A 24,224-nucleotide genomic window follows, 5' to 3' on the forward strand; every position below is an offset into this window, starting at 1 on the left:
CCGCCACCCGCCCCCGGGCGCCCTCAACCGGTAGCCTCTGAAGGTTGTGAGTGCCAGCGACCGCGTGCGCGTCGCCGTCGTGTTCGGCGGCCGCAGCAACGAGCACGCCATCTCCTGCGTGTCGGCGGGCAGCATTCTGCGCAATCTCGACCCGCAGCGTTTCGAGGTGGTCGCGGTCGGCATCACGCCGGAGGGTTCCTGGGTGCTCACCGACGGCGATCCGGACGCGCTGGCGATCACCGACCGGCGGCTGCCGGAGGTGACCGCCGAATCGGGCACCGAGCTGGCCCTGCCGGCCGATCCGCGGCGCGGCGGCCAGCTGGTGTCGCTGCAGACCGGTGCGAGCGAGGTCCTGGCGTCCGTCGACGTGGTGTTCCCGGTGCTGCACGGCCCCTACGGGGAGGACGGCACCATCCAGGGGCTGCTCGAACTCGCCGGTGTGCCCTACGTCGGCGCCGGCGTGCTGGCCAGCGCCGCCGGCATGGACAAGGAGTTCACCAAGAAACTCCTTGTCGCCGAGGGACTTCCGGTCGGCCCGCACGCGGTGCTGCGCCCGTCGCGGTCGGCACTGGATCTCGCGGAGCGTGAGCGGCTCGGCCTGCCGGTGTTCGTCAAACCCGCGCGGGGCGGCTCCTCGATCGGCGTCAGCCGGGTCTCGAGCTGGGACGAGCTGGCCGCCGCGGTGGCCGATGCTCGCCGGCACGATCCGAAGGTGATCGTCGAGGCGGCGATCAACGGTCGCGAGCTGGAGTGCGGGGTGCTCGAGATGCCCGACGGCACAGTCGAAGCCAGCACGGTGGGCGAGATCCGGGTGGCCGGGGTGCGGGGGCGCGAGGACTCCTTCTACGACTTCGCGACGAAATACCTCGACGACGCCGCCGAATTGGACGTGCCCGCGAAGGTCGACGACGACGTCGCGGATGCGGTGCGCCAGTTGGCAATCCGGGCCTTCAAAGCCATCGACTGCCAGGGACTGGCCAGGGTCGACTTCTTCTTGACCGAGGACGGCCCGATCATCAACGAGATCAACACGATGCCGGGGTTCACCACGATCTCGATGTATCCCAGGATGTGGGCGGCCAGCGGTGTCGACTATCCGACCCTGCTGGCGACCATGGTGCAGACGGCGTTGGCCCGCGGCGTGGGGCTCCGTTAGCCGGCGGGCGCTGGGTTGATGGGCACGGCCGCCATGGCGCGGTCGATCACGTCGGAGAGCTGCTGGATGGGCGTCGGCCCCGAGCCCGGGGGCAGCGTGAGCGCCACGTACACCGGCCGGTCGACCGCGTACCAGGTGGACCTGCCGGCGTCGCCCGCGGATTGCTGACCGGCCGAGACCTCGAACCACTGCACCCGGTCGACCACCTGGATCGGCGATCCCACCACGAACTCGGCCGGGCGGTCGAGTCCGCAGCGCAGTACCACCGGCTCGCCGCCCGCCTGCGTCCGCCACGCCGCGGCGCCGTCGGGGGCCGGCTGCGCCAGCTGGGCGCGTTGATAGTCACCCAGCCGCTGCGGCAGCGCGCCGGCCAGTGACCGGCACGCGCCGTCGTTCGCGTGCGGCGCCGGGGCCGCTGCGACGGCCACCGGTGACGTGGGCGCCTGGCGCGTTGCCGCGACGGCCAGGATCACGCCGATCGCCACGACCGCCAGCAGCACCGCGGCGATCAGCACCGCGCGCGGCGGTCCGTCGTCGGCGGCTGCGACGGCATCGGGATCGGTCTCCACCGCCCGCGCACCTCCTGATCTCGTAGACTGGCGCGGTCCGCTCGCGCGGGCAGGAATCCAACTTACCGGCCGCGAGGGGCCGGAGGAGGTGGCGTGCGCGACGACGATCCCGGGACGCCGGGCCGACCCCCCACGCTGCAACGGCTCGGCGAGTTCGCCGTCATCGACCGGTTGGTGCGGGGCCGCCGGCAACCCGCCGCGGTGCTGGTGGGGCCCGGGGACGACGCGGCGCTGGTGTCCGCGGGCGACGGCCGCACCCTGGTCTCGACCGATGTGCTGGTGCAGGACCGGCACTTTCGGCTGGACTGGTCGACACCCCACGACGTCGGCCGCAAGGCGATCGCCCAGAACGCCGCCGACATCGAGGCGATGGGCGGGCGGCCCACCGCCTTCGTGGCCGGCTTCGCCGCGCCCGGTGACACGCCGGCGGACCAGGTGGACGCCTTGGTCGACGGGATGTGGGACGAGGCGGGGCGACTGTGCGCCGGGATCGCCGGCGGCGACCTGGTCAGCTGCCCGCTGTGGGTGTTGTCGGTGACGGTGCTGGGCGAGCTCGACGGTCGTACGCCGGTGTTGCGGTCGGGGGCGAAGGCCGGCTCGGTGATCGGGGTGACCGGTGATCTGGGCCGCTCCGCCGCCGGATATGCGTTGTGGGACAAGGGCATTGGTGGGCATACCGAGGGATTCGAGGAACTGCGGCGCCGTCACCTGGTGCCGCGGCCGCCGTACGGACAGGGCGCGGCGGCCGCGGCCGCGGGGGCGCAGGCCATGATCGACGTCTCCGACGGGCTGGTCGCCGACCTGCGGCACGTCGCCGAGGCGTCGGGGGTGGCCATCGACGTGTCCACCGCGGCGCTGGCCGCGGACCGGGACGCGGTGGCGGCGGCCGCGGACGCGGTCGGCGCCGACCCGCTGGCGTGGGTGCTGGGCGGCGGTGAGGATCACGCCCTGGCAGCGTGTTTCGCGTCCGCCGCGCCGCCCGGCTGGCGCGTCATCGGCCGCGTGCTCGACGGGCCGGCCGGCGTGCTCGTCGACGGCGCGGAGTGGAGCGGCTACGCGGGGTGGCAGTCGTACTAGGGTGACGTTAAATATCAACGTGACCGTCTACGCCATCGCACAGCTGAAGTTCACCGACCGGGCAGCCTACGACCGGTATCAGGCGAGGTTCATGGAAGTCTTCAGCCGTTACGCGGGAACGCTGCTGGCCGCTGACGAGGCGCCCCGGGTGGTCGAGGGGCGGTCGGACCGCGAAAAGGTGGTGCTGATGTCCTTTCCCGACGAGGCGGCATTTCGGGAGTTCGTGCAGTCGCCCGAATACGAGGAAATCGCGAAGGACCGTCGCGCGGGCGCCGACACGGTGGTGCTGCTCGTGCAAGGCCTCCTATGACCGCGCGCCCGTTGAGCGAGCTCGTCGAGTCCGGCTGGGCGGCGGCGCTCGAACCGGTTACCGACCAGGTCGCCCTGATGGGGCAGTTTCTGCGGGCCGAGATCGCGGCCGGCCGCGGGTACCTGCCGGCCGGGCCAAACGTGTTGCGCGCCTTCACCTATCCCTTCGACGACGTCAAGGTGTTGATCGTCGGGCAGGATCCCTACCCGACGCCGGGGCACGCCGTGGGCCTGAGCTTCTCGGTGGCGGCCGACGTGCGCCCGCTGCCCCGCAGCCTGGCCAACATCTTCGAGGAGTATTCCGCAGACCTCGGTCATCCCCAGCCGTCGTGCGGCGACCTGACGCCCTGGGCGCAGCGCGGGGTCATGCTGCTGAACAGGGTCCTCACGGTGCGACCCAACAACCCGGCGTCGCACCGGGGCAAGGGTTGGGAGGTGGTGACGGAGTGCGCGATTCGCGCGCTGGCGGCGCGATCGCTGCCCCTGGTGGCCGTCCTCTGGGGCCGCGACGCCTCGACACTGAAACCGATTCTGGCCGAAAGCAATTGCGTGGCGATCGAGTCGCCGCACCCGTCGCCGCTGTCGGCGTCTCGCGGCTTCTTCGGGTCGCGCCCGTTCAGCCGCGCCAACGAGCTGCTCGCCGGGCTCGGCGCCGATCCCGTCGATTGGCGGCTGCCGTGACCGGGATGACGGCCCTGCGCGCCCACCACCGCGGTGGCCCGGAGGTGCTGGTCGTCGAGCAGGCGCCCGTCCCGGTCCCCGCGGCCGGCGAGGTCCTGGTCGCGGTACACGCCGCGGCCATCACGTTCGACGAGTTGACGTGGGAGGAGACCTGGACCCGCGACGGCGCCGACCGGACGCCAGTGGTCCCGTCCCACGAGGTGTCCGGGGTGATCACCGAAATCGGGCCGGGCGTAACGGGTTTCGAGCCGGGCGACGAGGTCTACGGGCTGATCGACTTCGACCGCGACGGCGCCGCGGCCGAATTCGTCGCCGTGCCGGCCGCCGACCTGGCCGCCAGGCCGTCGACCGTGTCCCACGTCGTGGCCGCCGCGCTGCCGCTGGCCGGGCTTACCGCGGTGCAGGCGCTGGTCGAGCACGCCGGGGTGCAACCCGGCGAGGCGGTCCTGGTCCACGGCGGGGCCGGCGGGGTCGGCGCCCTGACGGTGCAGCTGGCCGCCGCGCTCGGCGCGCGGGTCACCGCGACCGTGCGCAGTGCCGCGCGCGAGCTCGTCGGCGACCTCGGCGCGCGGCGCGTGATCGACGTGCGCACCGAGGCGTTCGAGGACAGCGGCCCGTATGACGCCGTGATCGACACCGTCGGCGGCGCGACGCTCGACCGATCGTTCGGGGTGCTGCGCCGCGGCGGACGGCTGATCACCCTGTCGGCCCCACCGCCGCCGGGACGGGCCGACGCGAGCGGCGTCACGGCCACGTTTTTCATCGTCCGGCCGAATCGGGATCAGCTCGCCGAGCTGGCCGCGCTCGTCGACACCGGGCGGCTGCGCGTGGAGATCGCGGCGACGTTTCCGCTCGAGGCGGGCAGGGAAGCGTTCGAAAGCGGTCGGCGACCGGGCCGGCGCCCGGGCAAGACCGTCCTCGTCGTGCGGAACTAGCGCCGGACTAGCCCCGGCCGACCTTGCCGGCCTTGATGCAGGACGTGCAGACGTTCAGCCGCTGCTTGTTGCCGCCGGGACGGGTCACGACGTGCACGGTCTGGACGTTGGGGTCCCACCGGCGGCTGGTGCGGCGGTGGGAGTGCGACACCGACTTGCCGAAGCCGGGGCCTTTCCCGCAGATATCGCACACAGCGGCCATGGTTCAAACTCCTCAGAGGTTCGTGGGTCCGGCAGGTGGCCAGGACAGCCCGGAATGACTCGGGCCAGCCCAGGATACCGACTGACATGGGCAACCGCCAAAACGATCAACACGCCTCCGGCGACGTAGCGCCGGGAGTGTCGCCCATCCTGGCTAGGCTCAATGCGCCGACGCGGCTCGCCGCCGCGCGTGTCGTCGCCGGGCTACGCTGGCGCCCACCGGGGGCCGGCGCTGGCAGGCGCCGGGAGGCTCCAATGGGAGGTGGGTCGCTTGGGCACGTCGGAAGCTCTGCTGGACGCAGCGACCCTGCGGCACTGGGCCCACACCGCCGTCAGCGACTTGATCACCCACATCGACGAGATCAACCGGCTGAACGTGTTCCCGGTCGCCGATTCCGATACGGGCGCCAACATGCTGTTCACCATGCGTTCCGCGTTGGCGGAGGCCAATGCGGGCGCCGGCACGGAAGGCGGTGCCGCGTGCGTGGCCCGGGCGGCGGCGGCCCTGTCCGCCGGCGCGCTGAACGGCGCCCGCGGCAATTCCGGGGTGATCCTGTCGCAGATCCTGCGGGGAATCGCGGACGTCACCGCCGCCGCGGCGGCCGACGCCGGCGGCGAGCTGCGCCACCTGGACGCGGCCACCCTCGGGGCCGCGCTGCAGCGCGGCGTCGAGCTGGTCATCGCGTCGATGGGCGGCGACGAGGTGCCGGGCACCATCGTCTCGGTGCTGCGGGCGGCCGCCTGCGCCGTCGAGGAATGCGCCGACCAGGGGCTGGCCGCGGCGGTCACGGCCGCGGGCGACGCGGCGGTGATCGCGCTGGAGAAAACGCCCGAGCAGCTCGACGTCCTGGCCGACGCGGGCGCGGTGGACGCCGGCGGGCGCGGCCTGCTGGTCCTGCTGGACGCGCTGCGTTCGACCATCGGCGGGCAGGCCCCGCCCCGCACGGTCTACGAGCCGTCGCCGCGCGAACCCGAACCCACCGCCCCCGCGCGGCACCTCGGCCCGCAGTTCGAGGTGATGTACCGGCTGGACGGCTGCGACGCCGCGGCCGCGCACCGGCTGCGCAATCGGCTCGACGAGCTCGGCGAATCGGTCGCCCTGGCGCAGGCGGCCGGGCGGGAATCCGCCCCGCTCGACAGCTACTCCGTGCACGTGCACACCGACGACGCCGGCGCCGCCGTCGAGGCGGGCCTGGCGCTCGGGCGGCTCAGCCGGATCGTCATCTCGGCGCTCGGCTCCGGCGCCACCGGGCTGCCGGCGGGCGGCTGGACGCGCGAACGGGCCGTGCTGGCCGTCGTCGACGGCGACGGCGCCGCCGAATTGTTCTCCGCCGAGGGCGCCAGCGTGCTGCGGCCCGAACCGGGGGCCGACGTCAGCGCCCACCAGCTGGTGCGGGCCGTGGTCGACACCGGCGCCGCCCAGGTGATGGTGCTGCCCAACGGCTACGTCGCCGCCGAGGAACTGGTGGCCGGGTGCACCGCGGCCATCGGGTGGGGGATCGACGTGGTGCCGATCCCGACCGGGTCGATGGTGCAGGGGCTGGCCGCGCTGGCCGTGCACGACGCGGAGAGGCAGGCGGTCGACGACGGCTTCACGATGGCCCGCGCCGCCGGCGCCTCGCGGCACGGTTCGGTGCGCATCGCGACCGACAGCGCGCTGACCTGGGCCGGTCGCTGCCAGCCGGGCGACGGGCTCGGCATCGCGGGTGACGAGGTGCTCATCGTGGCCGCCGATGCGGCCGGGGCGGCGATCGGCCTGCTCGATCTGCTGCTGGCCTCCGGTGGCGACCTGGTGACGGTGCTGATCGGCGCCGGCATCGAGGATTCGGGCATGGGAGCCACCGCCCTGGGCGACATCCTGCAGGACCACGTGCACGACCACCACCCGGGCACCGAGCTGATGACCTACCGCACCGGCCACCGGGGCGACGTGCTGCTGATCGGGGTCGAGTAGCCGTGGCGTCGCTGTCCGACCGGCTGGATTACGTGGTGGGCGGCAAGATCGTGCCCCTCCTCGACGAGGTGTTCGGCATTCGCACCGTCGACGACCTGCTCCGCCACTACCCGCGCGCCTACACCGAGGGCGCCGCCGTGCGGGGCGCCGAAAACGAGCGGCCGGAAGAGGGTCAGCACATCACGATCGTCGACACCATCACCGATGCGCACTCCTTCCCGATGAAGAAGACGCCCAAGAGGAAGTGCCTGCGCATCACCGTCGGGTCGGGGCGCGGCAAGGTGACCGCGACGTTCTTCAACGCGGATTACATCAGCAGGGACCTCACCAAGGACACGCGCGTGATGCTCTCCGGTGAAGTCGGGTTCTTCCGGGGTGCGATGCAGCTGACGCACCCGGCCTTCCTCGTCCTCGACTCACCGGACGGGCGCAACCGCGGCACCAAATCGCTGAAAACCATCGCGAACGCATCGCACGCCGCCAGCGGCGAAGAAGTGATGGAAGTTCTCGAGGGTCGTTTCTACGCGATTTATCCGGCCAGCTCGAAACTGCAGAGCTGGGACATCTTCGGCGCTGTCCGGCAAGTGCTCGACGTCCTCGACCCGGTGCCCGATCCGCTGCCCACGGGGCTGCGTGAGCGGCTCGGCCTGATCCCCGAGGACGAGGCGCTGCGCGCGATTCACCTTTCCGAAGACGAGCGCGAACGGCAACGGGCGCGTGACCGATTGACGTTCGACGAGGCCGTCGGCCTGCAGTGGGCGCTGGTCGCCCGCCGGCACGGCGAGCTGTCCGAATCCGGGCCCCCGGCGCCGCGGCGGGACGACGGCCTGGCGGCGGAGTTGTTGCGGCGGTTGCCCTTCGAGCTGACGGCGGGGCAGCGCGAGGTGCTCGAGGTGCTGTCGGACGGTCTGGCGGCGACCCGCCCGATGAACCGCCTGCTGCAGGGTGAGGTGGGCTCCGGCAAGACGATCGTCGCGGTGCTGGCGATGCTGCAGATGGTCGACGCGGGCTACCAGTGCGCGTTGCTCGCTCCAACGGAAGTTCTTGCGGCGCAGCATCTTCGGTCGATCAACGACGTCCTCGGCGAGTTGGCGATGGCGGGCCAGCTGGGCGGGGCGGACAACGCGACCCGGGTGGCGCTGCTGACCGGCTCCATGACGGCCGCGCACAAGAAGCACGTCCGCGATGAGGTTGCCGGCGGGCAGGTCGGCATCGTCGTCGGCACCCACGCGCTGCTGCAGGACGCGGTGGACTTCCACAACCTCGGCATGGTCGTGGTCGACGAGCAGCACCGTTTCGGCGTCGAACAGCGAGATCAATTGCGCGCCAAGGCTCGCGCCGGCATCACGCCGCACCTGCTGGTGATGACCGCCACGCCGATACCGCGCACCGTCGCGCTCACCGTGTACGGCGACCTGGAGACCTCGACGCTGCGCGAACTTCCGCGCGGACGCCAGCCGATCGCCACCAACGTCATCTTCGTCGGCGACAAACCCACCTGGCTCGATCGGGCCTGGCACCGCATCATCGAGGAGGTCTCCGCGGGCCGCCAGGCCTACGTGGTCGCACCCCGGATCGACGAGACCGACGACGCGGACAAAAGCGATGAGGTCCGCCGGCCCTCGGCGACCGCGGTGGGGCTTTTCGACCGATTGCGCTCCGGGGAGCTGGCGGACCTGCGGCTGGCGCTGATGCACGGTCGGTTGTCGGCCGACGAGAAGGACGCCGCGATGGCGGCGTTTCGCTCGGGTGAGGTCGATGTGCTGGTGTGCACCACGGTCATCGAGGTGGGAGTCGACGTCCCCAATGCCACGGTCATGCTGGTGATGGACGCCGACCGGTTCGGGATCAGCCAGCTGCATCAGCTGCGCGGGCGCATCGGCCGCGGCGAGCATCCGAGCCTGTGCCTGCTGGCCAGCTGGGTCCCCCCGGACTCGCCGGCCGGCCGGCGGCTGCGCGCGGTCGCCGAGACGATGGACGGGTTCGCCCTCGCCGACCTGGACCTCAAGGAGCGTCGCGAGGGAGATGTGCTGGGCCGCAACCAATCCGGCAGAGCGGTCACCCTGCGGCTGCTGTCGCTGGCCGATCACGAAACCTACATCCAAGCAGCCCGCGAATTCGCCGTCCAGGCATACGAGCGGGACCCCTCGAACCCCGAATTGGCCCTGCTGGCGAGGCGATTCACCGACACCGACCGGATCGACTATCTGGACAAAGCATGAATCGCAAACTGCTGCTGTGGTTGTCGGCGATCGCATTGCTCGCGGTGCTGGTCGCCTACCAGACGCTGGGATCGGAGTCGGCCAAGCGCGCCGAAGTGGCCGCCCGCGCCGACGTGCCCACGGTGCAACCCGGCACCGACGTGCTCGGCGGCGTCGCGGTGCTGCCGGAGCGCGCCCACCGCTACGACTACCGCCGCCCCGCGTTCGGCGACGCCTGGGATGACGACAACGACGCGCCCCTCGGGCACAACGGGTGCGACACCCGCGACGACATCCTCAACCGCGACCTCGTCGACAAGACGTACGTGTCGACCAAGCGCTGCCCGAACGCGGTCGCCACCGGCACCCTGCACGACCCGTACACCAACACCACGATCGCGTTCCAGCGCGGGGCCAAGGTCGGCGAGGCGGTGCAGATCGACCACATCGTCCCGTTGGCCTACGCCTGGGACATGGGGGCCTACGGCTGGCCGTTCCCCGAACGGCTGCGTTTCGCCAACGACCCGGCGAACCTGCTGGCCGTGGAGGGGCAGGCCAACCAGGACAAGGGCGACTCCCCGCCGGCGCAGTGGATGCCGCCGAACACCGCGTTCGCGTGCCAGTACGCCATGCAGTTCATCGCCGTGCTGCGCGGCTACCAGCTGCCGGTGGACCAGGCCTCCGCGGGTGTGCTGCGCCAGGCCGCGGCCACCTGCCCGGCGGGGTAGGCCGCGACGGGTTACGGACCGTCGTAGGTGTCGGGGTCCGGGCGCAGCCGGGTGCCGTCGTTGAGGCCGTTGATCAGGTCCATGTGTTCGGCGGCCAATTCGAAGTCGAAGATGTCCAGGTTGCCGGCGATGCGCTCGGGTTTACTCGAGCGGAAAATCACCGAGTTGCCCAGTTGCACATTCCACCGGAGCAGAACCTGCGCCGGCGTCTTGCCGTATTCGCCGGCGATGGAGGTCACCGTCGGGTTGTCCATCAGCTTGCCCAGAACCAGCGGCGTGTAGGACTGCGTCACCACGTTGTGCTGCGCATTCGCTTTGCGCAGTTCGTCCTGGTTGAGCAGCGGGTGCAGCTCGATCTGGTTGACCGCCGGGGTGACGAACGTCAGGTCGATGACCGTCGAGAGGTGATCCTCGGTGAAGTTGGACACCCCGATCGAGCGGGACTGGCCGTTGCCCCGGCACTGGATCAGACCCCCGAACGAGTCGACGTACTTGCCCACGGACGGCGCGGGCCAGTGAATGAGGTAGAGGTCGACGTACTCGAGGCCGAGTCGCTCCAGGCTGGCGGTGCAGGCCTGCTGGGCGCCGTTGAACCCCTGGTCGGCGGTGGCCAGCTTGGTGGTGACGAACAGCTCGGCGCGCGGGATGCCGGAAGCCGCGATCGCGCGGCCCACCGCGGCCTCGTTGCCATAGGCGGCGGCGGTGTCGATGAGCCGGCACCCGATCTCCAGCGCGGCCGAGACCGCGCGCTCGGTCTCGTCCTCCGACAGGTCGGCGACGCCCAGGCCGAGCACCGGCATGGTGTTTTCGTCGTTGAGAGCTATCGAGGGTATGGCGGTGCCCGACTCGCCAGTCAATGTCATTCACCTACCTGTGAATTGAAGGTTCGTAGATCCGACCCAGTCAGGCTCCCTCATCGAGCCCGAGTTCGACGTCATTTCGGCCGGGTTCCGTGTGCGTTTCACGACCGGGGACCACGATATTACCCAGCCGGATATGCACCTAATCAATGCCGCCCGGGCTGCCCCAGCCGCCCGGTGGCGCCTCGAGCATGGTCGAATGCGGCTGAGCATGGCCGAATGCGGCACAGTGGCGACGACGTAGAGTTGATCGCGCGGCACGTCGGAATCGGCATTTGCGCCGGCGGGACCCGGAAGACTCTTCGAGCCCGACAACGGGTATCCCATTTCCGTCGTCCAGCGTGGCCAGAATTTTCAGCCAGGGGAGCAGGAGCAGCCATGACCAGAAGTCTGCCGGGGGCGCCGGACCTCGACATTGGCGCCCAGCGTGCACAGATGCGCTGGCTCAGCCGCGTGCAGGGCGTCGTCACCACCGCGGGTGTCAAGGTGATTCCGTGGATCCCGGGCGCCGCCAAGCGGGTGCTTTTCCACGGCCGCTCGGTCATCATCGACGGCAACACGCTCGACCCCACGCTTCAGCTGATGCTGTCGGGTCTGCGCGCCGTCGGCATCGACGGCCTCGTCGTCGACGACGAACCGGCCGCCTCCCGCGCCCAGATGCGCGAGACGCTCGCCGGCTTGCCCGGGCCGCAGATCCACGTCGACGTGGCGGACCTCTCGCTGTCGGGACCGGCCGGCGAGATCCGCGCGCGACACTACCGGCCGCCCGGCGGCGCCGAAGCGCCCCTGCTGGTCTTCTACCACGGCGGCGGCTGGGTGATCGGCGACCTGGACACCCACGACTCCCTGTGCCGGCTCACGTGCCGCGACGCCGGCATCCACGTGTTGTCGATCGACTACCGGCTGGCCCCCGAGCACCCGGCCCCCGCCGCCGTCGAAGACGCCTACGCGGCCTTCAGGTGGGCCCACGAGCACGCCGGTGAGCTCGGCGCCACCCCGGGGCGCGTCGCGGTCGGCGGCGACAGCGCCGGCGGCAACCTGGCCGCCGTGGTCTCCCAGCTGGCCCGCGACGAGGGCGGCCCCGCCCCGGTGCTGCAGTGGCTGATCTACCCGAGGACCGACTTCACCGCGCAAACCCGGTCCATGAGCCTGTTCGCCCGCGGCTTCCTGCTGACCAGGCGCGACATGGACTGGTTCACCGCCCAGTACCTGAGGGCGTTCGACCCGACCGATCCCAGGGTCTCGCCGCTGCACGCCGAGTCGCTGGCGGGGCTGGCGCCGGCGCTGATCGCGGTCGGCGGGTTCGACCCGCTGCGCGACGAGGGCGAGGCCTACGCGGCGGCGCTGCAGGCCGCCGGCACCCCGGTCGACCTGCGCTACATGGGCTCGCTCACCCACGGCTTCGCGAACCTGTTCCAGCTGGGCGGTGACAGCGCCGTGGGGACGAGCGAGCTGGTTTCCGCCCTGCGCGCGCACCTGAGCCGCGCCTGAGCTGTCGGGCGGAACGCCGGTACTCTAGAGGCGCCTCCGTCCGACCGCCGGACGGGCCAGCACCGAAGGATCAGCGTACCTGTGGCCGACAAATCCAAGCGTCCCCCGCGATTCGATGTGAAGTCCGCCACCGGCAAATCCGGCCGACTCGTCCAGATCGGCGGCACGGCCTTCATCGTGATCTTCGCGGTCGCGCTCGTCTTCTACATCGTGACATCGCATCACAAGAAGGGCGGCGCGACGGGAGAGGGCGACACGGTCCGGGTGGCGTCGAGCAAGGTGGTCACCCAGCCCGGCACAAGCAACCCCAAGGCCGTGGTGAGCTTCTACGAGGACTTCCTGTGCCCGGCCTGCGGCAATTTCGAGCGGGCGTTCGGGCCGACGGTGTCCAAGCTCATCGACATCGGCGCGATCGCGGCCGACTACTCCATGGTGGCCATCCTCGACAACCAGAAGAACCAGAACTATTCCTCGCGGGCCGGCGCGGCGGCACTGTGCGTCGCTGACGAATCCATCGACGCGTTTCGCCGCTTCCACAGCGCGCTGTACAGCACCGAGATCCAGCCCGACGAGCGCGGCACCAGCTTCCCCGACAACGCGCGGCTGATCGAGATCGCCCGGGTGGACGGCGTCGTGGGCAAGGTGCCCGACTGCATCAACAGCGGCAAGTACCTGTCCAGGGTCGCCGGCGAGGCCGCGGCCGCGCACATCACCGCGACGCCGACCATCAAGATCAACGGCCAGGATTACGAGCCGTCGACGCCCGACGCGCTGGTCAGCAAGATCAAGTCCATCGTGGGCGACGTGCCGGGCATCGACACCGCCGTTTCTCCCGCGGCGCGATGACGACCCCGGTGTCAGCGCAACCCGCCGAAGAGGCCGGCGGCCTGGCACCGGATTCGCCCGACCGGGCGCGGGTGCCCGCGCCCAGCGCGTGGTGGGTGCTCATCGCCGGTGTGGTCGGCCTGGTCGCCTCGATGACGCTGACCGTGGAGAAGATCGACCTCCTGGTCAACCCCTCCTACGTGCCGACATGCAACATCAACCCGATCCTGTCGTGCGGCTCGGTGATGGTCACACCGCAGGCGTCGGTGCTCGGATTCCCCAACCCGCTGCTCGGGCTGGTGGGTTTCACCGTGGTGGTCGTCACCGGTGTCTTGGCGGTGGCCAAAGTTGCTCTGCCGCAATGGTATTGGGCCGGGCTGCTGGTGGGTGTGCTGATGGGTTCGGCGTTCGTGCACTGGCTGATCTTCCAGAGCCTGTACCGCATCGGGGCGTTGTGCCCGTACTGCATGGTCGTCTGGGCGATCACCATCTCGCTGCTGGTGGTGGTGGCGTCGATCGTCTTTCGGCCGGCGTTGCGGCACCGATCCGGCCCGGCCTGGTTGCTCTACCAATGGCGGTGGTCGATCGCCGCGCTGTGGTTCACCGCGGTGTTCCTGCTGATCATGGCGCGGTTCTGGGACTACTGGTCCACCCTGTTGTGAACGTCTGCCCGTGACCCGGATCATCGGTGGCGTCGCCGGGGGGCGGCGCATCACCGTCCCCCCGCGGGGCACCCGGCCCACCACCGACCGGGTCCGCGAATCGCTGTTCAACATCGTCGCCGCGCGACGCGACCTGGCCGGCCTGGCGGTGCTCGACCTGTACGCCGGCTCGGGCGCGCTGGGGCTGGAGGCCCTGTCGCGCGGGGCGGCCTCCGCGGTGTTCGTGGAGTCCGACCCGCGCACCGCGGCCGTCATCGCGCGCAACGTCGAGGCCCTGGGACTGCCCGGCGCCACCGTGCGCCGCGGCACGGCCGCGACCGTGCTGGCCGTCGGGACGGCCACCGCGGTGGACCTGGTGTTGGCCGACCCGCCCTACGACATCGACACCACGGAGCTGAACGCCGTGCTGGCCGCACTGACCGCGCACGGCTGGGTGCGCGAGGGTACCGTCGCGGCCGTGGAGCGTCCGGCCGCCGCAGCGGCGCTGACCTGGCCGCCGGGCTGGTCCGTGTGGCCGGAGCGCGTGTACGGCGACACCCGTCTGGAGCTGGCCGAATTTGCCTGACGCCGCCGTGTAGCGTCAGTCGGCATGAGCGGCGCGGTGTGTCCGGGGTCGTTTGACCCGGTGACGTTGGGCCACATCGACGTCTTCGAGCGCGCGTCGGCCCAGTTCGACGAGGTGGTCGTGGCGATCCTGACCAACCCCGCCAAGAAGGGCATGTTCGAGCTCGACGAGCGGATCGCGATGATCGAGGAGTCGACGACGCACCTGCCCAACCTGCGGGTGGAGTCCGGTCAGGGTCTGGTGGTCGACTTCGTCAGGGCGCGGGGGATGACGGCCATCGTGAAGGGCCTGCGCACCGGCACCGACTTCGAATACGAGCTGCAGATGGCGCAGATGAACAAGCACATCGCCGGTGTGGACACGTTTTTCGTCGCGACCACGCCGCGCTATTCGTTCGTGTCGTCCTCGCTGGCCAAGGAGGTAGCGTGGCTGGGCGGCGACGTGTCGGAGCTGCTGCCCGAACCGGTGAACCGCCGGTTGCGGGAGAAGCTGTCGGGCCGCGCCTGAGGCGTGGGTCAGAACACGACGGTCTGGTTGTCGTGAACGATCACCCGGTCCTCGCAATGCCAGAGCACGGCGCGCGACAACACCGCGCGTTCGACGTCGGCGCCGACGCGGATCAGGTCGTCGACCGTGTGGGTGTGGTTGACGCGCACGACGTCTTGCTCGATGATCGGGCCCTCGTCGAGCACCTCGGTGACGTAGTGGGCGGTGGCGCCGACCAGCTTCACACCGCGTTCACGCGCGCGCCGATAGGGTGACGCGCCGGTGAAGGCGGGGAGAAACGAGTGGTGGATGTTGATCAACGGGCAGCCGACCGCGTTGAGAAACTCCGGACTCAGTATCTGCATGTAGCGCGCCAGCACCACCAAATCGACGTTGCCGCTGAGCAATTGGAGCTGGCGCTGTTCGGCCTCGGCCCGCGTGTCGCGGGTGGCGGGGATGTGAATGAACGGCACGCCGAAGGGGCGCACGTGGTCGGCCAGGTCGGGATGGTTGGCGATCACCATGGCAACCGACATCTGGAGCTCGCCGCGGCGATTGCGCCACAACAGGTCCAACAGGCAGTGGTCCTCCTTGGAGGCCATGATCGCGACCCGCTTGGCCTTCGAGGCTTCGGTGAACCGGTAGTCGATGGCGAACTTGTCGGCGACGGTGCCCGCGAACTGGCGCTCGAGTTCGTCCTTGGCGGCGGCCAGGCCGGGCAGGTGAAAGATCGCTCGCTGCAAAAACGTTCCGTCCTCCGGCGCGGTGGAGTGCTGTTCGAGCGAAATGATGTTGGCGCCGGCCTGGGCCAGGAAGTTGCTGACCGCCGCGATCAGCCCGGGCCGGTCGTGGCAGCGCAGCAGCAGTCGGCCGATGTCGGCCGGCGGCGGCGGGCCGGCCGGCGGTGGCGGATAGTTACCGGCCTCCGCCGGCGTCGGCATCCCGGATCGCGCCATCTTGGCTTCCTTCGTCACTGGGCTTGGAATAGAAGGACGGTGAGATTCAGATTTCCGCAGGCCAGGATACCGTCCGTCATGCGTTCGCCATCGGGCTTTCCCGGGAAGCGAATGGTCCCGAACGTGACTTCCGCTGTGACACCGCTCATTTGATGCGATCGGCGATCCGTGGGCACTCGCCGAACCCGAATGGAGGCAGCGCCCGGGGAATGTGGTCGCAGCGGTGATTCACCAGAAACGCGTGCTCGATTGCCCGGGTTGAGGCATTCTGCCAACGAAGCAATGCGCGCCGGATGATTTCGAAGGGACTTGGCAGTGGATGAGGGACCCGCCGTCGCGGTGGAGAATCGCGCCGAGGCCGACGTGACCCCGGTTCTTGGTGGGTGGCGCCCGACCACCGCGCCGCCCGCGTTCGCCCCGGAAGACATCGCGCACATCCTGCGATACGTGCGGCACCCGGTTCACGTCGTGCGCGAGCACGCAACCGGGCAGCTGGGGCTTGCCATGGGCGGTGAGCTGGTGGGCGCCGGCGCGTCCGACGTGTCACTGGTGGCGACGTTGCCCCCGATATACCCGGAGTGGCTGGGCGACCGGGAGTTCTGCGAGGCCCACGGGACCCGTTTTCCGTACGTCACCGGGGCCATGGCCAACGGCATCGCGACACCGGCGCTCGTGGTGGCGGTCGCCGAGGCCGGCATGCTGGGCTTCTTCGGCGCGGGCGGCCTGTCCTACGCCGCCGTCGAGCGGGGGCTGGCCGACATCCACGCGAGGCTGGCGGGCAGAACCGGACTCGCGTGGGGTGCGAACCTGATCCACTCGCCCAACGAACCCGCCCTGGAGGCGCGGGTGGCCGAGCTGTTCATCGCGCAGGACGTTCGCATCGTCGAGGCATCGGCGTTCATGAAGCTCACCGCCGCCGTCGTCCACTACGCGCTGTCCGGCCTGTCGACCGACCCGGCCGGCGCCATCGTCCGCAAGCACCATGTGATGGCGAAGGTGTCGCGGCCCGAGGTCGCGCGCATGTTCATGGAACCCGCCCCGGCGGCGCTGGTTTCGGCGCTCGAAGCCTCCGGCAAGCTCACCGCGCGGGAGGCCGAACTTTCACGGCACGTGCCGGTGGCAGAAGACATCACGGTCGAGGCCGACAGCGGGGGACACACCGACAACCGCCCGCTTTCGTCGCTTTTCTCCGAAATCGTGCTGCTGCGCGACACGCTGGCGCGACAACACGCGCTGAACGCACGGGTGCGCGTCGGGGCGGGCGGCGGCATCAGCACACCGCAGTCCGTCGCCGGCGCGTTCGCGATGGGGGCCGCCTACGTGGTCACCGGTTCGGTCAACCAGTCGTGCGTCGAGTCGGGGCTGTCCCCACAGGCGCGCGAAATGCTCGCCAAGGCCGGGGTGGCGGACGTGATGATGGCCCCGGCATCCGACATGTTCGAGATGGGCGTGAACCTGCAGGTGCTCAAGCGCGGCTCGATGTTCGCGCCCCGAGCGAGAAAGCTCTACCAGTGGTACGCCGGCAACCCGGACCTGGCCACCGTCGTGGCCAAGCACGGCGCGGAGCTGGAGAAGATCCTCGGCAAGGGCGTCGACGAGGTCTGGGCCGAAACGCGCCGGTACTGGGAAGAGCGCGACCCCGCGGTGCTGGAACTCGCCGCCCGCGATCCCAAGTACCAGATGGGCCTGGTGTTCCGGTGGTACCTCGGCCTGTCGAGCCGGTGGGCGATTGACGGTCAACCCGATCGCGTCCTGGACTACCAGATCTGGTGTGGTCCCGCCATGGGGGCCTTCAACAGCTGGGTGGCCGGCAGTTACCTGGAGCCGTGCGAGCACCGCAACGTCGACCAGGTGGCGCTCAACCTGCTCGAGGGGGCCGCCCAGATCAGCCGGGCCCAGCAGGCGCGCACCTGCGGGGTGCCCGTCCCGGCGAGCGCGTTCCATTACGTGCCACATCCGTTGTCCGTGTAGCGCCGCGGCGCCCGAATTGCGCGGCAATCTCCGCGCTCGGCGCATTTGCGTGCGGCGAATAGTTACGCGCGTGTAATCGCGGTTCGGTTTGGCGGCCGATACGCGTCGGCGTCGAAGGAAACCCGGCGCGGTCCGGATCGGATGGCGGCCAATCAAAACCGTTGCTCATAAGGCGGCCCTAAGACGAATCCGGGGTTATTGACAATCCGTCAATACGCTGGCTTATGCTCTGGTATCGTCCGGCGAGCGTTCGACCAGTCTCGGTTGATCAATTCAGCAAAACTGACGGTCAGTGGGGCGTGGTGAACATCCCGACGCGGTACGTATAACCGGCGCGAAGGAGACCCGTGGTATCCAAGCATCCCCCGGTTGCCGTTGTCGGCGTCAGCGCACTGTTTCCCGGCTCGCCCGAGGCCGAGCGCTTCTGGCGCAACATCGTCGGAGGCGTCGACCTGTTCTCGGAGGTCCCCGCCTCGCACTGGAGCGTCGACGACTACTACGACCCGTCGCCGCAAGCGCTGGACAAGGTTTACGCGCGCCGCGGGGGATTCCTGCCCGATATCGACTTTTCGCCGATGGATTTCGGAATTCCACCGAATGCAGTGCCCGCGACGGACACCGCGCAATTGCTCGGATTAATGGTCGCGCAGCAGGTACTGGAGGACGCCGCCGGCGGTGACCTGTCTCACATTGACCGCGAGCGGGTCAGCGTGGTGCTGGGAGCGTCCGGCGGAACCGAAATGACCAACTATATGGGCGGCGGCCTGCACCGGCCGGTCTGGGAGCGCGGGCTTCGCGCTGCCGGCCTTTCCGAACGCGAGATCGCGGCATTCAGCGAGAGCGTCGCGTCCGCCTACACGCCGTGGCAGGAAAACACCTTTCCCGGACTTCTCGGCAACGTCATCGCCGGGCGAATCGCCAACCGCTTCGACCTCGGCGGCACGAACTGCGTCATCGACGCGGCGTGCGCCAGCTCCCTGGCCGCGCTCGAGGTGGGCCTGCACGAGCTGTACCTCGGTGCGGCCGACATGGTGATCGCCGGGGGAGTCGACGCGTTCAACGACATCTTGATGTTCATGTGCTTCGCCAGGGTCACCGCGCTGTCGCCCACCGGCGACTGCCGGCCCTTCTCCGCGCAATCGGACGGGACCATGCTCGGCGAGGGTCTGGCGATGCTCGCGCTCAAGCGTCTGGACGACGCCGAACGCGACGGCGACCGGATCTACGCCGTGATCCGCGGCCTCGGCACGTCGTCGGACGGCCGGGCCAAGAGCATCTACGCACCGAGCCCGGCCGGTCAGGCCAAGGCCCTTCGCCGAGCCTATGCCGCCGCCGGCTACGGCCCGGAGACGGTCGGGCTCGTGGAGGCGCACGGCACGGGAACGAAGGCCGGTGACGTCGCCGAGTTCACCGCGCTGCGCGAGGTTTTCGACGAATCGGGTCGCGCGGAGCGGCAGTGGTGCGCGCTCGGTTCGGTGAAGTCCCAAGTCGGCCACACCAAGGGCGCGGCGGGGGCGTGCGGCCTGTTCAAGGCCGTGATGGCGCTGCACCACAAGGCATTGCCGCCGACCATCAAAGTGGATCGGCCCAATCCCGCCCTCGAAATCGAGAAGACGCCGTTCTACCTCTCGACGCAGACCAAGCCGTGGATCGCCGACCACGGCTTGCCGAGGCGCGCGTCCGTCAGCTCATTCGGCTTCGGCGGCACCAACTTTCATGTCACGGTCGAGGAGTACACCGGCACCGGGAAGCGGGCATGGCGGTTCCGATCCTGGGATTCCGAGCTGATCCTGCTGGGCGCGCAGTCCGCGCCGGCGCTTTCCGATGAGGCCGCTCGGCTGTCCGCGTCGCTCGTCGACAGCAACGACATGCTCAGCTACATCGCACGCAGCACCCAGTCCGCTTACGACGCCGCGCAACCGCACCGCCTGGCCGTTGTGGCCGACAGCGTTTCGAACCTGCGGGCGTTGCTCGACGAGCTCGCGGACAGGCTCCGCGCAGCCGACTGCCCGGCGTCGTTGAGCTCGCCGAAGGGTTACCACTACTCGGCACAACGACCCGGGCCGGTGGCGCTGTTGTTCCCCGGACAGGGCAGCCAGTACGTCGGCATGGGCGCCGACCTGCCTCAGCTCCATGACGCGGCACTGTCGCCATGGGAGGTCGCCCGCGCCGGCCTGTTGAACGCGGATCGCGACCTGCACGAGGTCGTTTGGCCGAGGACGGCGTTCACCGACGACGAGCGGGCGCGGCAGGCGGCCGAGCTGACGAGGACCGAGTGGGCGCAACCGGGCATCGGCGCGCACAGCCTGAGTCTGCTCGCCGTGATCCGGGCGCTGGGGATTGCGCCCGTCGCCGTCGGTGGGCACAGCTTCGGCGAAGTCACCGCGTTGTGCGCCGCGGGTGTGTTCGGCGAGGAGGTCGCCCTCCTGATCGCCCGCGCTCGCGGTGCGCTGATGGCCGACGCGGCGAACAACAGCGACGGGGCGATGTGCGCGGTGAGCGCACCCGTCGAGCAGGTCCGTCAGCTGATCGCAGAGTGGGGGCTCCCCGTTGTCGTCGCCAACCACAACGCTCCCGACCAGGTTGTGCTGTCGGGCGACACGACGGCCATCAACCATGCGGCGCAACGGTTCGGCGAGGTGGGCATCACCGCGCGCCGCCTCGACGTCGCGACCGCCTTCCACTCCGACATCGTCAGCGCGGCGGCCGGTCCCTTCGCGTCGTTCCTGGCCGATATCCCGTTCGGCACGCCGCAGGTGCCCGTCTACGCCAACGCGACGGCGCAGCCGTACGGTGCTGATCCCCAACAGATCCGGAGCACGCTCGCCAATCAGATCGCCCAGCCCGTGCGGTTCGCCGAACAGGTTCAGGCGATGTGGGGGGCCGGCGCTCGCACCTTCGTCGAGGTGGGCCCCGGCGGCGTGTTGACGAACCTCGTCGGCAAGTGTCTGGCCGGCAGGGAGCACACCGCGGTATCCCTGGATGCCAAGGGCCGAAACGGCATTCGGTCGTTGTGGCTCGGGCTGGCCCAACTCGCCGCCGCCGGCGTCCCGATGAATTTCGATCCGCTGTGGGCCGATTACCGCCCCGGCGACGACCCCCGCGCTCGCCAGCGACCCAAGCTCACGCTGACGATCAACGGATCCAACTACGGAAAGCCGCGCATGAGCGAGCAGCCCGTGCGGCGGCCGATCGGTGTCGAAGCCCCTACCGACCGCAGTGTCCGCAGCAACGGGCACAGGACCGAATCGGAGTACACATTGGCGCCATCCGAATCGCATACGCCCGCAAGCCCACCCGCGACGGCATCCGCCGCGGTGCCTTCGGCGCCGACGGCGGCCCCGCCGGCTGAGCTCGGCGGCAACGGTGCTCATGCCCGCGCTGCTGCCGCACCCGTGCCGCACGTCAGCGCCGACGTCGTAACGGAGCTGCTGGCCGCTGTTGGAACCGTGCAGGAAGGCATCGGCCGAATACAAAGGGCCCTGCAGGCTCTCGTGCCGCAGCCCGCGGTAGCCGGACCACCGGCCGCACCGCCGGTCGTCCCCAACGGAAAACCGGCAATGCCGACACCACCACCGGCCCCCGCCCACAATGGCGGTCCGGTGATGCCCACAGCGCCGGCGGTCCCGGCCGTCCACAACGACCACGTCGCCGTTCGGAACGGGACGACGGCGCCGGTCCCGCCCGCGGCCCCGGCGCCCGTCAGCACGCTTGCGCCGGTGGCGGTTTCGGCCGACGGCTCGGAGTTGGTGGGTCAGATGCTGGCGGTGGTGGCCGACAAGACGGGTTATCCGGTGGAGATGCTGGACTTGTCGATGGCGTTGGAGGCCGATCTGGGGATCGACTCGATCAAGCGGGTGGAGATTTTGTCCGCTGTGCAGCAGCGGATTCCGGGGTTGCCGGAGGTGGAGACGTCGACGATGGCGACGTTGGGCACGTTGGGCGAGATCATCGATTACCTGCACAGCCTGAGTGCCCCGGTGGCCCTTAACGGCAGCGCGGCCGCCCACAACGGGTCGGCGGCGCCGGTGGCCGCTGGTGAGTTGGTGGGTCAGATGCTGGCGGTGGTGGCCGACAAGACGGGTTATCCGGTGGAGATGCTGGACTTGTCGATGGCGTTGGAGGCCGATCTGGGGATCGACTCGATCAAGCGGGTGGAGATTTTGTCCGCTGTGCAGCAGCGGATTCCGGGGTTGCCGGAGGTGGAGACGTCGACGATGGCCACGTTGGGCACGCTGGGCGAGATCATCGATTACCTACAAAACCTGACCGGCCCGGCGACCGAAGTAGGTGATCGCCTCCCTTTTGACCTAGCGGGGGTCGCGCGCTACGCGGTGCGCGCGATCCCCGCTCCGGCCAGCGGGATGGGAATGCCCGGTCTCCACACCGCCGCCGGCGTCGAGATCGTCACAACGCGAGACGAGCAGGACGCCACGGCCGAAGCCCTGGCCGTCATCCTGCGCACGCACGGCGTCGACGCCACAGTCGTGGCCGCGCCCAGTGCGGATGCCCGGGCGGTGATCCACCTCGCCGGTCTGCGGCGAATGGCCACCCGTGACGACACGCTGGCCGTCAATCGAACGGTTTTCGCCGACGCCCAATGCGTCGCCGCGCACTTCGCCGAACACGGCGGCGTCTTCGTCACCGTCCAGGACACCGGCGGCACCTTCGGCCTGCTCACCGACCCCGGCCCGCGCGCCTGGGCCGGCGGCATCGCCGCACTCGCCAAGACGGCCGCACAGGAGTGGCCCCGCGCGCAGATCAAGGCGATCGACATCGCGGTTGGGCAGCTGCCGCCGGTCGCCGTCGCCGAACGCCTCGCTCAGGAGATTCTGGCCGGCGGCGCGGAACTCGAAGTCGGTCTGGGCAGCTCGCACGGTCGCGTCACGGTCGCGGCGGACGCGCGGCGGGTGACCACCCACACGCGCCGCCTGGACCGCGGTGACGTGGTCGTGGTGTCGGGCGGCGGCCGCGGCGTCACCGCCGCGTCGGTGATCGCCCTGGCCAAGGAGACGCAAGCGAGTTTCGTCCTGCTGGGGCGCACGGAGCTGTCCGACGAACCGCCCGCGGCGCGCGGGCTGGCGACCGATGCCGAGCTCAAGCGCGCGCTGCTCGGTAGCGCTGCGGCACAAGGGCTCAAGCCCACGCCCAGACAGCTCGAGCAGCAGGTGCAGCGCATCCTCGCCGATCGCGAGGTGCGCGCCACCCTCGCCGCCCTGACCGCGGCCGGCTCACGGGTCCGCTACGCCGCGACCGATGTGCGGGACGCGGCCGCGCTCGGCCCGCTGCTGGACAGCGTGCGGGCCGAATTCGGTCCGATCACCGGATTGGTGCATGGCGCAGGCGTTTTGGCCGATGCGCCACTGCACAAGAAGACCCTGGACGGGTTCGACCGCGTCTTCGAGACGAAGGTCGGTGGCCTCGGCGCACTGCTGGACGCGACGGCCGCCGATCCGCTGAAGGTCATCTGCCTGTTTTCCTCGGTGGCCGCGCGCAGCGGCAACGTCGGTCAAAGCGACTACGCCATGGCCAACGAGATCCTCAACAAGGTGGCCCTGGCGGAGCAGGCGCGCCGCGGTCCGGCCTGCCTCGTGCGGGCCCTGGGCTGGGGGCCGTGGGACTCCGGCATGGTCACGCCCGGCCTCAAGGCGATGTTCGAGTCGCGGGGCATCTCGTTGATCCCGCTCGCCGACGGCGCTCGGGCATTCGTCTCGGACGTCCTGGACGGCGGAACCGAGACCCCCGAGGTCACCCTCGGCGACGGCGTATTGGCCGGCCTGCCAACCCATCCCGTCCCCGCCGAGGGCCGGGTCGCGCGCGTGGTGGCCCAGGTGACCCGGCAGCCGTACCTGGTCGATCACCGCGTCCGGGGCAAGGTCGTGCTGCCGATCGTCCAGGCCCTGGAGTGGTTTGTGCGGATGGCCGAGGCCTGCCGGCCGGGGCACCGGGTGGACCGTGTCCTCGACCTCAGGGTGCTGCGGGGAGTGACGCTGTCCGACATCGAACAGCACGGCGACCCGATGCTGGTGCGCTGCGCGGCGGTGGAGGGACATCCGCATCGGCTGACCTGCACGTTGTCCGACGGCTCGGGATCGACTGCCCACTACTCGGCGACGGCCGAAATGGGTTGGGAAACAACCACACTCCCCGCGACCCCAACGACGCCGGCCGGCGGCCGCCGGCTGGACCGGGCCGCCTGCTACGGCGGCGGCGCGCTCTTCCACGGCCCGGCGTTTCAGGTCCTCGACTCGGTGGACTGCGGGGTTTCGACCGCGACGGCATCCCTGCACGGCCTGACGCGCGCGGGCTGGCGGGGTGAGGGCTGGGCCACGGATCCGGCGGCGCTCGACGGGTGCCTGCAGGTGGCACTGGTGTGGGGCTTCGAGCGGCTCGGCCGCACGGTGCTGCCGCTGCGGGTGGGCGAGGTCGCCCGCTACCGGGCCGGTGCACTCGGCGACGGACTGCGCTGCGTGCTCTCCAACGGCGACGCCGACAACAGCCGGGCCGTTTGCGACCTGGATCTCCTGGACGCCGACAACCGCATGGTTGCCGGCATCAGGAGGCTCGAGTTGTACCCCTACGGCGGCTGATTCGACG

The 24,224-nt window shown here is 70.3% G+C and carries 19 protein-coding genes; 15 read left to right on the plus strand and 4 right to left on the minus strand.

The features are described 5' to 3' along the window. Positions 1-46: 46 nt before the first annotated feature. The gene (locus A5696_RS15090; protein WP_067880222.1) at positions 47-1,156 is read left to right on the plus strand and encodes a D-alanine--D-alanine ligase family protein; all 1,110 of its coding nucleotides are present in this window, start codon (positions 47-49) and stop codon (positions 1,154-1,156) included. Here A5696_RS15090 and A5696_RS15095 read toward each other — a convergent pair. Beyond that, positions 1,153-1,725 carry a DUF3515 domain-containing protein gene (locus tag A5696_RS15095; protein ID WP_067880225.1) on the minus strand — a complete coding sequence of 191 codons (573 nt, stop codon included), beginning with the start codon at positions 1,723-1,725 and terminating at the stop codon, positions 1,153-1,155. The genes A5696_RS15090 and A5696_RS15095 overlap by 4 nt on opposite strands. Before the next feature lie 93 nt (positions 1,726-1,818). Here A5696_RS15095 and A5696_RS15100 point away from each other — a divergent pair, with 93 nt between their 5' ends. The 4 genes from A5696_RS15100 to A5696_RS15115 are packed head-to-tail and all read left to right on the plus strand — an operon-like array spanning position 1,819 to position 4,727. Then, a complete protein-coding gene (locus A5696_RS15100; RefSeq protein ID WP_067880228.1) occupies positions 1,819-2,802 on the plus strand; it encodes a thiamine-phosphate kinase in 984 nt (327 codons plus the stop codon). A gap of 19 nt (positions 2,803-2,821) precedes the next feature. Continuing rightward, positions 2,822-3,112: a DUF1330 domain-containing protein gene (locus tag A5696_RS15105; protein WP_067880580.1), complete on the plus strand. Its 291-nt coding sequence runs from the start codon at positions 2,822-2,824 to the stop codon at positions 3,110-3,112. Continuing rightward, positions 3,109-3,792, plus strand: a complete 684-nt coding sequence (locus A5696_RS15110; RefSeq protein ID WP_067880231.1) for a uracil-DNA glycosylase — start codon at positions 3,109-3,111, stop codon at positions 3,790-3,792. The genes A5696_RS15105 and A5696_RS15110 overlap by 4 nt, the downstream gene beginning before the upstream one ends. Before the next feature lie 5 nt (positions 3,793-3,797). Further along, on the plus strand, positions 3,798-4,727 hold the full coding sequence (locus A5696_RS15115; RefSeq protein WP_067880583.1) for an NADP-dependent oxidoreductase: 930 nt from the start codon (positions 3,798-3,800) through the stop codon (positions 4,725-4,727). Between the two features lie 7 nt (positions 4,728-4,734). Here A5696_RS15115 and rpmB read toward each other — a convergent pair whose 3' ends face one another. Further along, entirely contained in the window at positions 4,735-4,929 is a 195-nt protein-coding gene (gene rpmB / locus A5696_RS15120) for a 50S ribosomal protein L28 (RefSeq protein ID WP_067880234.1), read from the minus strand. A gap of 270 nt (positions 4,930-5,199) precedes the next feature. Here rpmB and A5696_RS15125 point away from each other — a divergent pair, with 270 nt between their 5' ends. Genes A5696_RS15125 through A5696_RS15135 form a run of 3 tightly spaced genes read left to right on the plus strand, consistent with a single transcriptional unit; the run spans position 5,200 to position 9,811 of the window. Further along, complete coding sequence (locus tag A5696_RS15125; RefSeq protein WP_067880586.1) at positions 5,200-6,882, plus strand: DAK2 domain-containing protein; 1,683 nt, start codon at positions 5,200-5,202, stop codon at positions 6,880-6,882. A gap of 2 nt (positions 6,883-6,884) precedes the next feature. Further along, positions 6,885-9,104, plus strand: a complete 2,220-nt coding sequence (gene recG, locus A5696_RS15130) for an ATP-dependent DNA helicase RecG (RefSeq protein ID WP_067880237.1) — start codon at positions 6,885-6,887, stop codon at positions 9,102-9,104. After that, positions 9,101-9,811, plus strand: coding sequence for an HNH endonuclease family protein (locus tag A5696_RS15135; protein ID WP_067880240.1), 711 nt, complete (start codon positions 9,101-9,103; stop codon positions 9,809-9,811). Before recG ends, A5696_RS15135 begins: the two co-directional genes overlap by 4 nt. Positions 9,812-9,822: 11 nt before the next feature. Here A5696_RS15135 and A5696_RS15140 read toward each other — a convergent pair whose 3' ends face one another. Further along, on the minus strand, positions 9,823-10,668 hold the full coding sequence (locus tag A5696_RS15140; RefSeq protein WP_197516990.1) for an aldo/keto reductase: 846 nt from the start codon (positions 10,666-10,668) through the stop codon (positions 9,823-9,825). Positions 10,669-11,049: 381 nt separating this feature from the next. Between A5696_RS15140 and A5696_RS15145 the strand changes: the two genes are divergently transcribed. From A5696_RS15145 to coaD, 5 genes are all read left to right on the plus strand, one after another. After that, positions 11,050-12,162: an alpha/beta hydrolase gene (locus A5696_RS15145; RefSeq protein WP_067880246.1), complete on the plus strand. Its 1,113-nt coding sequence runs from the start codon at positions 11,050-11,052 to the stop codon at positions 12,160-12,162. An 81-nt stretch (positions 12,163-12,243) separates the two neighbouring features. After that, positions 12,244-13,008, plus strand: coding sequence for a DsbA family protein (locus A5696_RS15150; RefSeq protein WP_067880249.1), 765 nt, complete (start codon positions 12,244-12,246; stop codon positions 13,006-13,008). Continuing rightward, positions 13,005-13,649, plus strand: coding sequence for a vitamin K epoxide reductase family protein (locus A5696_RS15155; RefSeq protein ID WP_067880252.1), 645 nt, complete (start codon positions 13,005-13,007; stop codon positions 13,647-13,649). The genes A5696_RS15150 and A5696_RS15155 overlap by 4 nt, the downstream gene beginning before the upstream one ends. A 10-nt stretch (positions 13,650-13,659) precedes the next feature. Next, positions 13,660-14,214 (plus strand): 16S rRNA (guanine(966)-N(2))-methyltransferase RsmD, encoded by a 555-nt coding sequence (rsmD, locus tag A5696_RS15160; protein ID WP_067880255.1) that lies wholly within the window; start codon positions 13,660-13,662, stop codon positions 14,212-14,214. 24 nt (positions 14,215-14,238) lie between these two features. Beyond that, positions 14,239-14,721, plus strand: coding sequence for a pantetheine-phosphate adenylyltransferase (gene coaD, locus A5696_RS15165; protein ID WP_067880258.1), 483 nt, complete (start codon positions 14,239-14,241; stop codon positions 14,719-14,721). A gap of 8 nt (positions 14,722-14,729) precedes the next feature. Here the strand turns inward: coaD and purU are convergent, their stop codons facing one another. Continuing rightward, positions 14,730-15,656, minus strand: coding sequence for a formyltetrahydrofolate deformylase (purU, locus tag A5696_RS15170; protein WP_156738408.1), 927 nt, complete (start codon positions 15,654-15,656; stop codon positions 14,730-14,732). Between the two features lie 315 nt (positions 15,657-15,971). On the opposite strand from purU, the gene A5696_RS15175 reads away from it, so the two are divergent. Next, positions 15,972-17,627 (plus strand): PfaD family polyunsaturated fatty acid/polyketide biosynthesis protein, encoded by a 1,656-nt coding sequence (locus tag A5696_RS15175; RefSeq protein ID WP_231964339.1) that lies wholly within the window; start codon positions 15,972-15,974, stop codon positions 17,625-17,627. Between the two features lie 347 nt (positions 17,628-17,974). Next, a complete protein-coding gene (locus A5696_RS15180; RefSeq protein WP_067880261.1) occupies positions 17,975-24,217 on the plus strand; it encodes a type I polyketide synthase in 6,243 nt (2,080 codons plus the stop codon). The last annotated feature ends 7 nt before the right edge of the window (positions 24,218-24,224 follow it).

Source organism: Mycobacterium sp. E2699 (assembly GCF_001666745.1).
Taxonomy (GTDB): Bacteria; Actinomycetota; Actinomycetes; order Mycobacteriales; family Mycobacteriaceae; genus Mycobacterium.

What these genes read in the sequence shown, in the direction of transcription:
- rpmB (WP_067880234.1), bottom strand. Translation starts at nt 4,929, where the DNA reads ATGGCCGCTGTGTGCGATATCTGCGGGAAAGGCCCCGGCTTCGGCAAG.
- purU (WP_156738408.1), bottom strand. Translation starts at nt 15,656, where the DNA reads ATGGCGCGATCCGGGATGCCGACGCCGGCGGAGGCCGGTAACTATCCG.
- A5696_RS15135 (WP_067880240.1), top strand. Translation starts at nt 9,101, where the DNA reads ATGAATCGCAAACTGCTGCTGTGGTTGTCGGCGATCGCATTGCTCGCG.
- A5696_RS15155 (WP_067880252.1), top strand. Translation starts at nt 13,005, where the DNA reads ATGACGACCCCGGTGTCAGCGCAACCCGCCGAAGAGGCCGGCGGCCTG.
- A5696_RS15110 (WP_067880231.1), top strand. Translation starts at nt 3,109, where the DNA reads ATGACCGCGCGCCCGTTGAGCGAGCTCGTCGAGTCCGGCTGGGCGGCG.
- coaD (WP_067880258.1), top strand. Translation starts at nt 14,239, where the DNA reads ATGAGCGGCGCGGTGTGTCCGGGGTCGTTTGACCCGGTGACGTTGGGC.
- A5696_RS15115 (WP_067880583.1), top strand. Translation starts at nt 3,798, where the DNA reads ATGACGGCCCTGCGCGCCCACCACCGCGGTGGCCCGGAGGTGCTGGTC.
- A5696_RS15145 (WP_067880246.1), top strand. Translation starts at nt 11,050, where the DNA reads ATGACCAGAAGTCTGCCGGGGGCGCCGGACCTCGACATTGGCGCCCAG.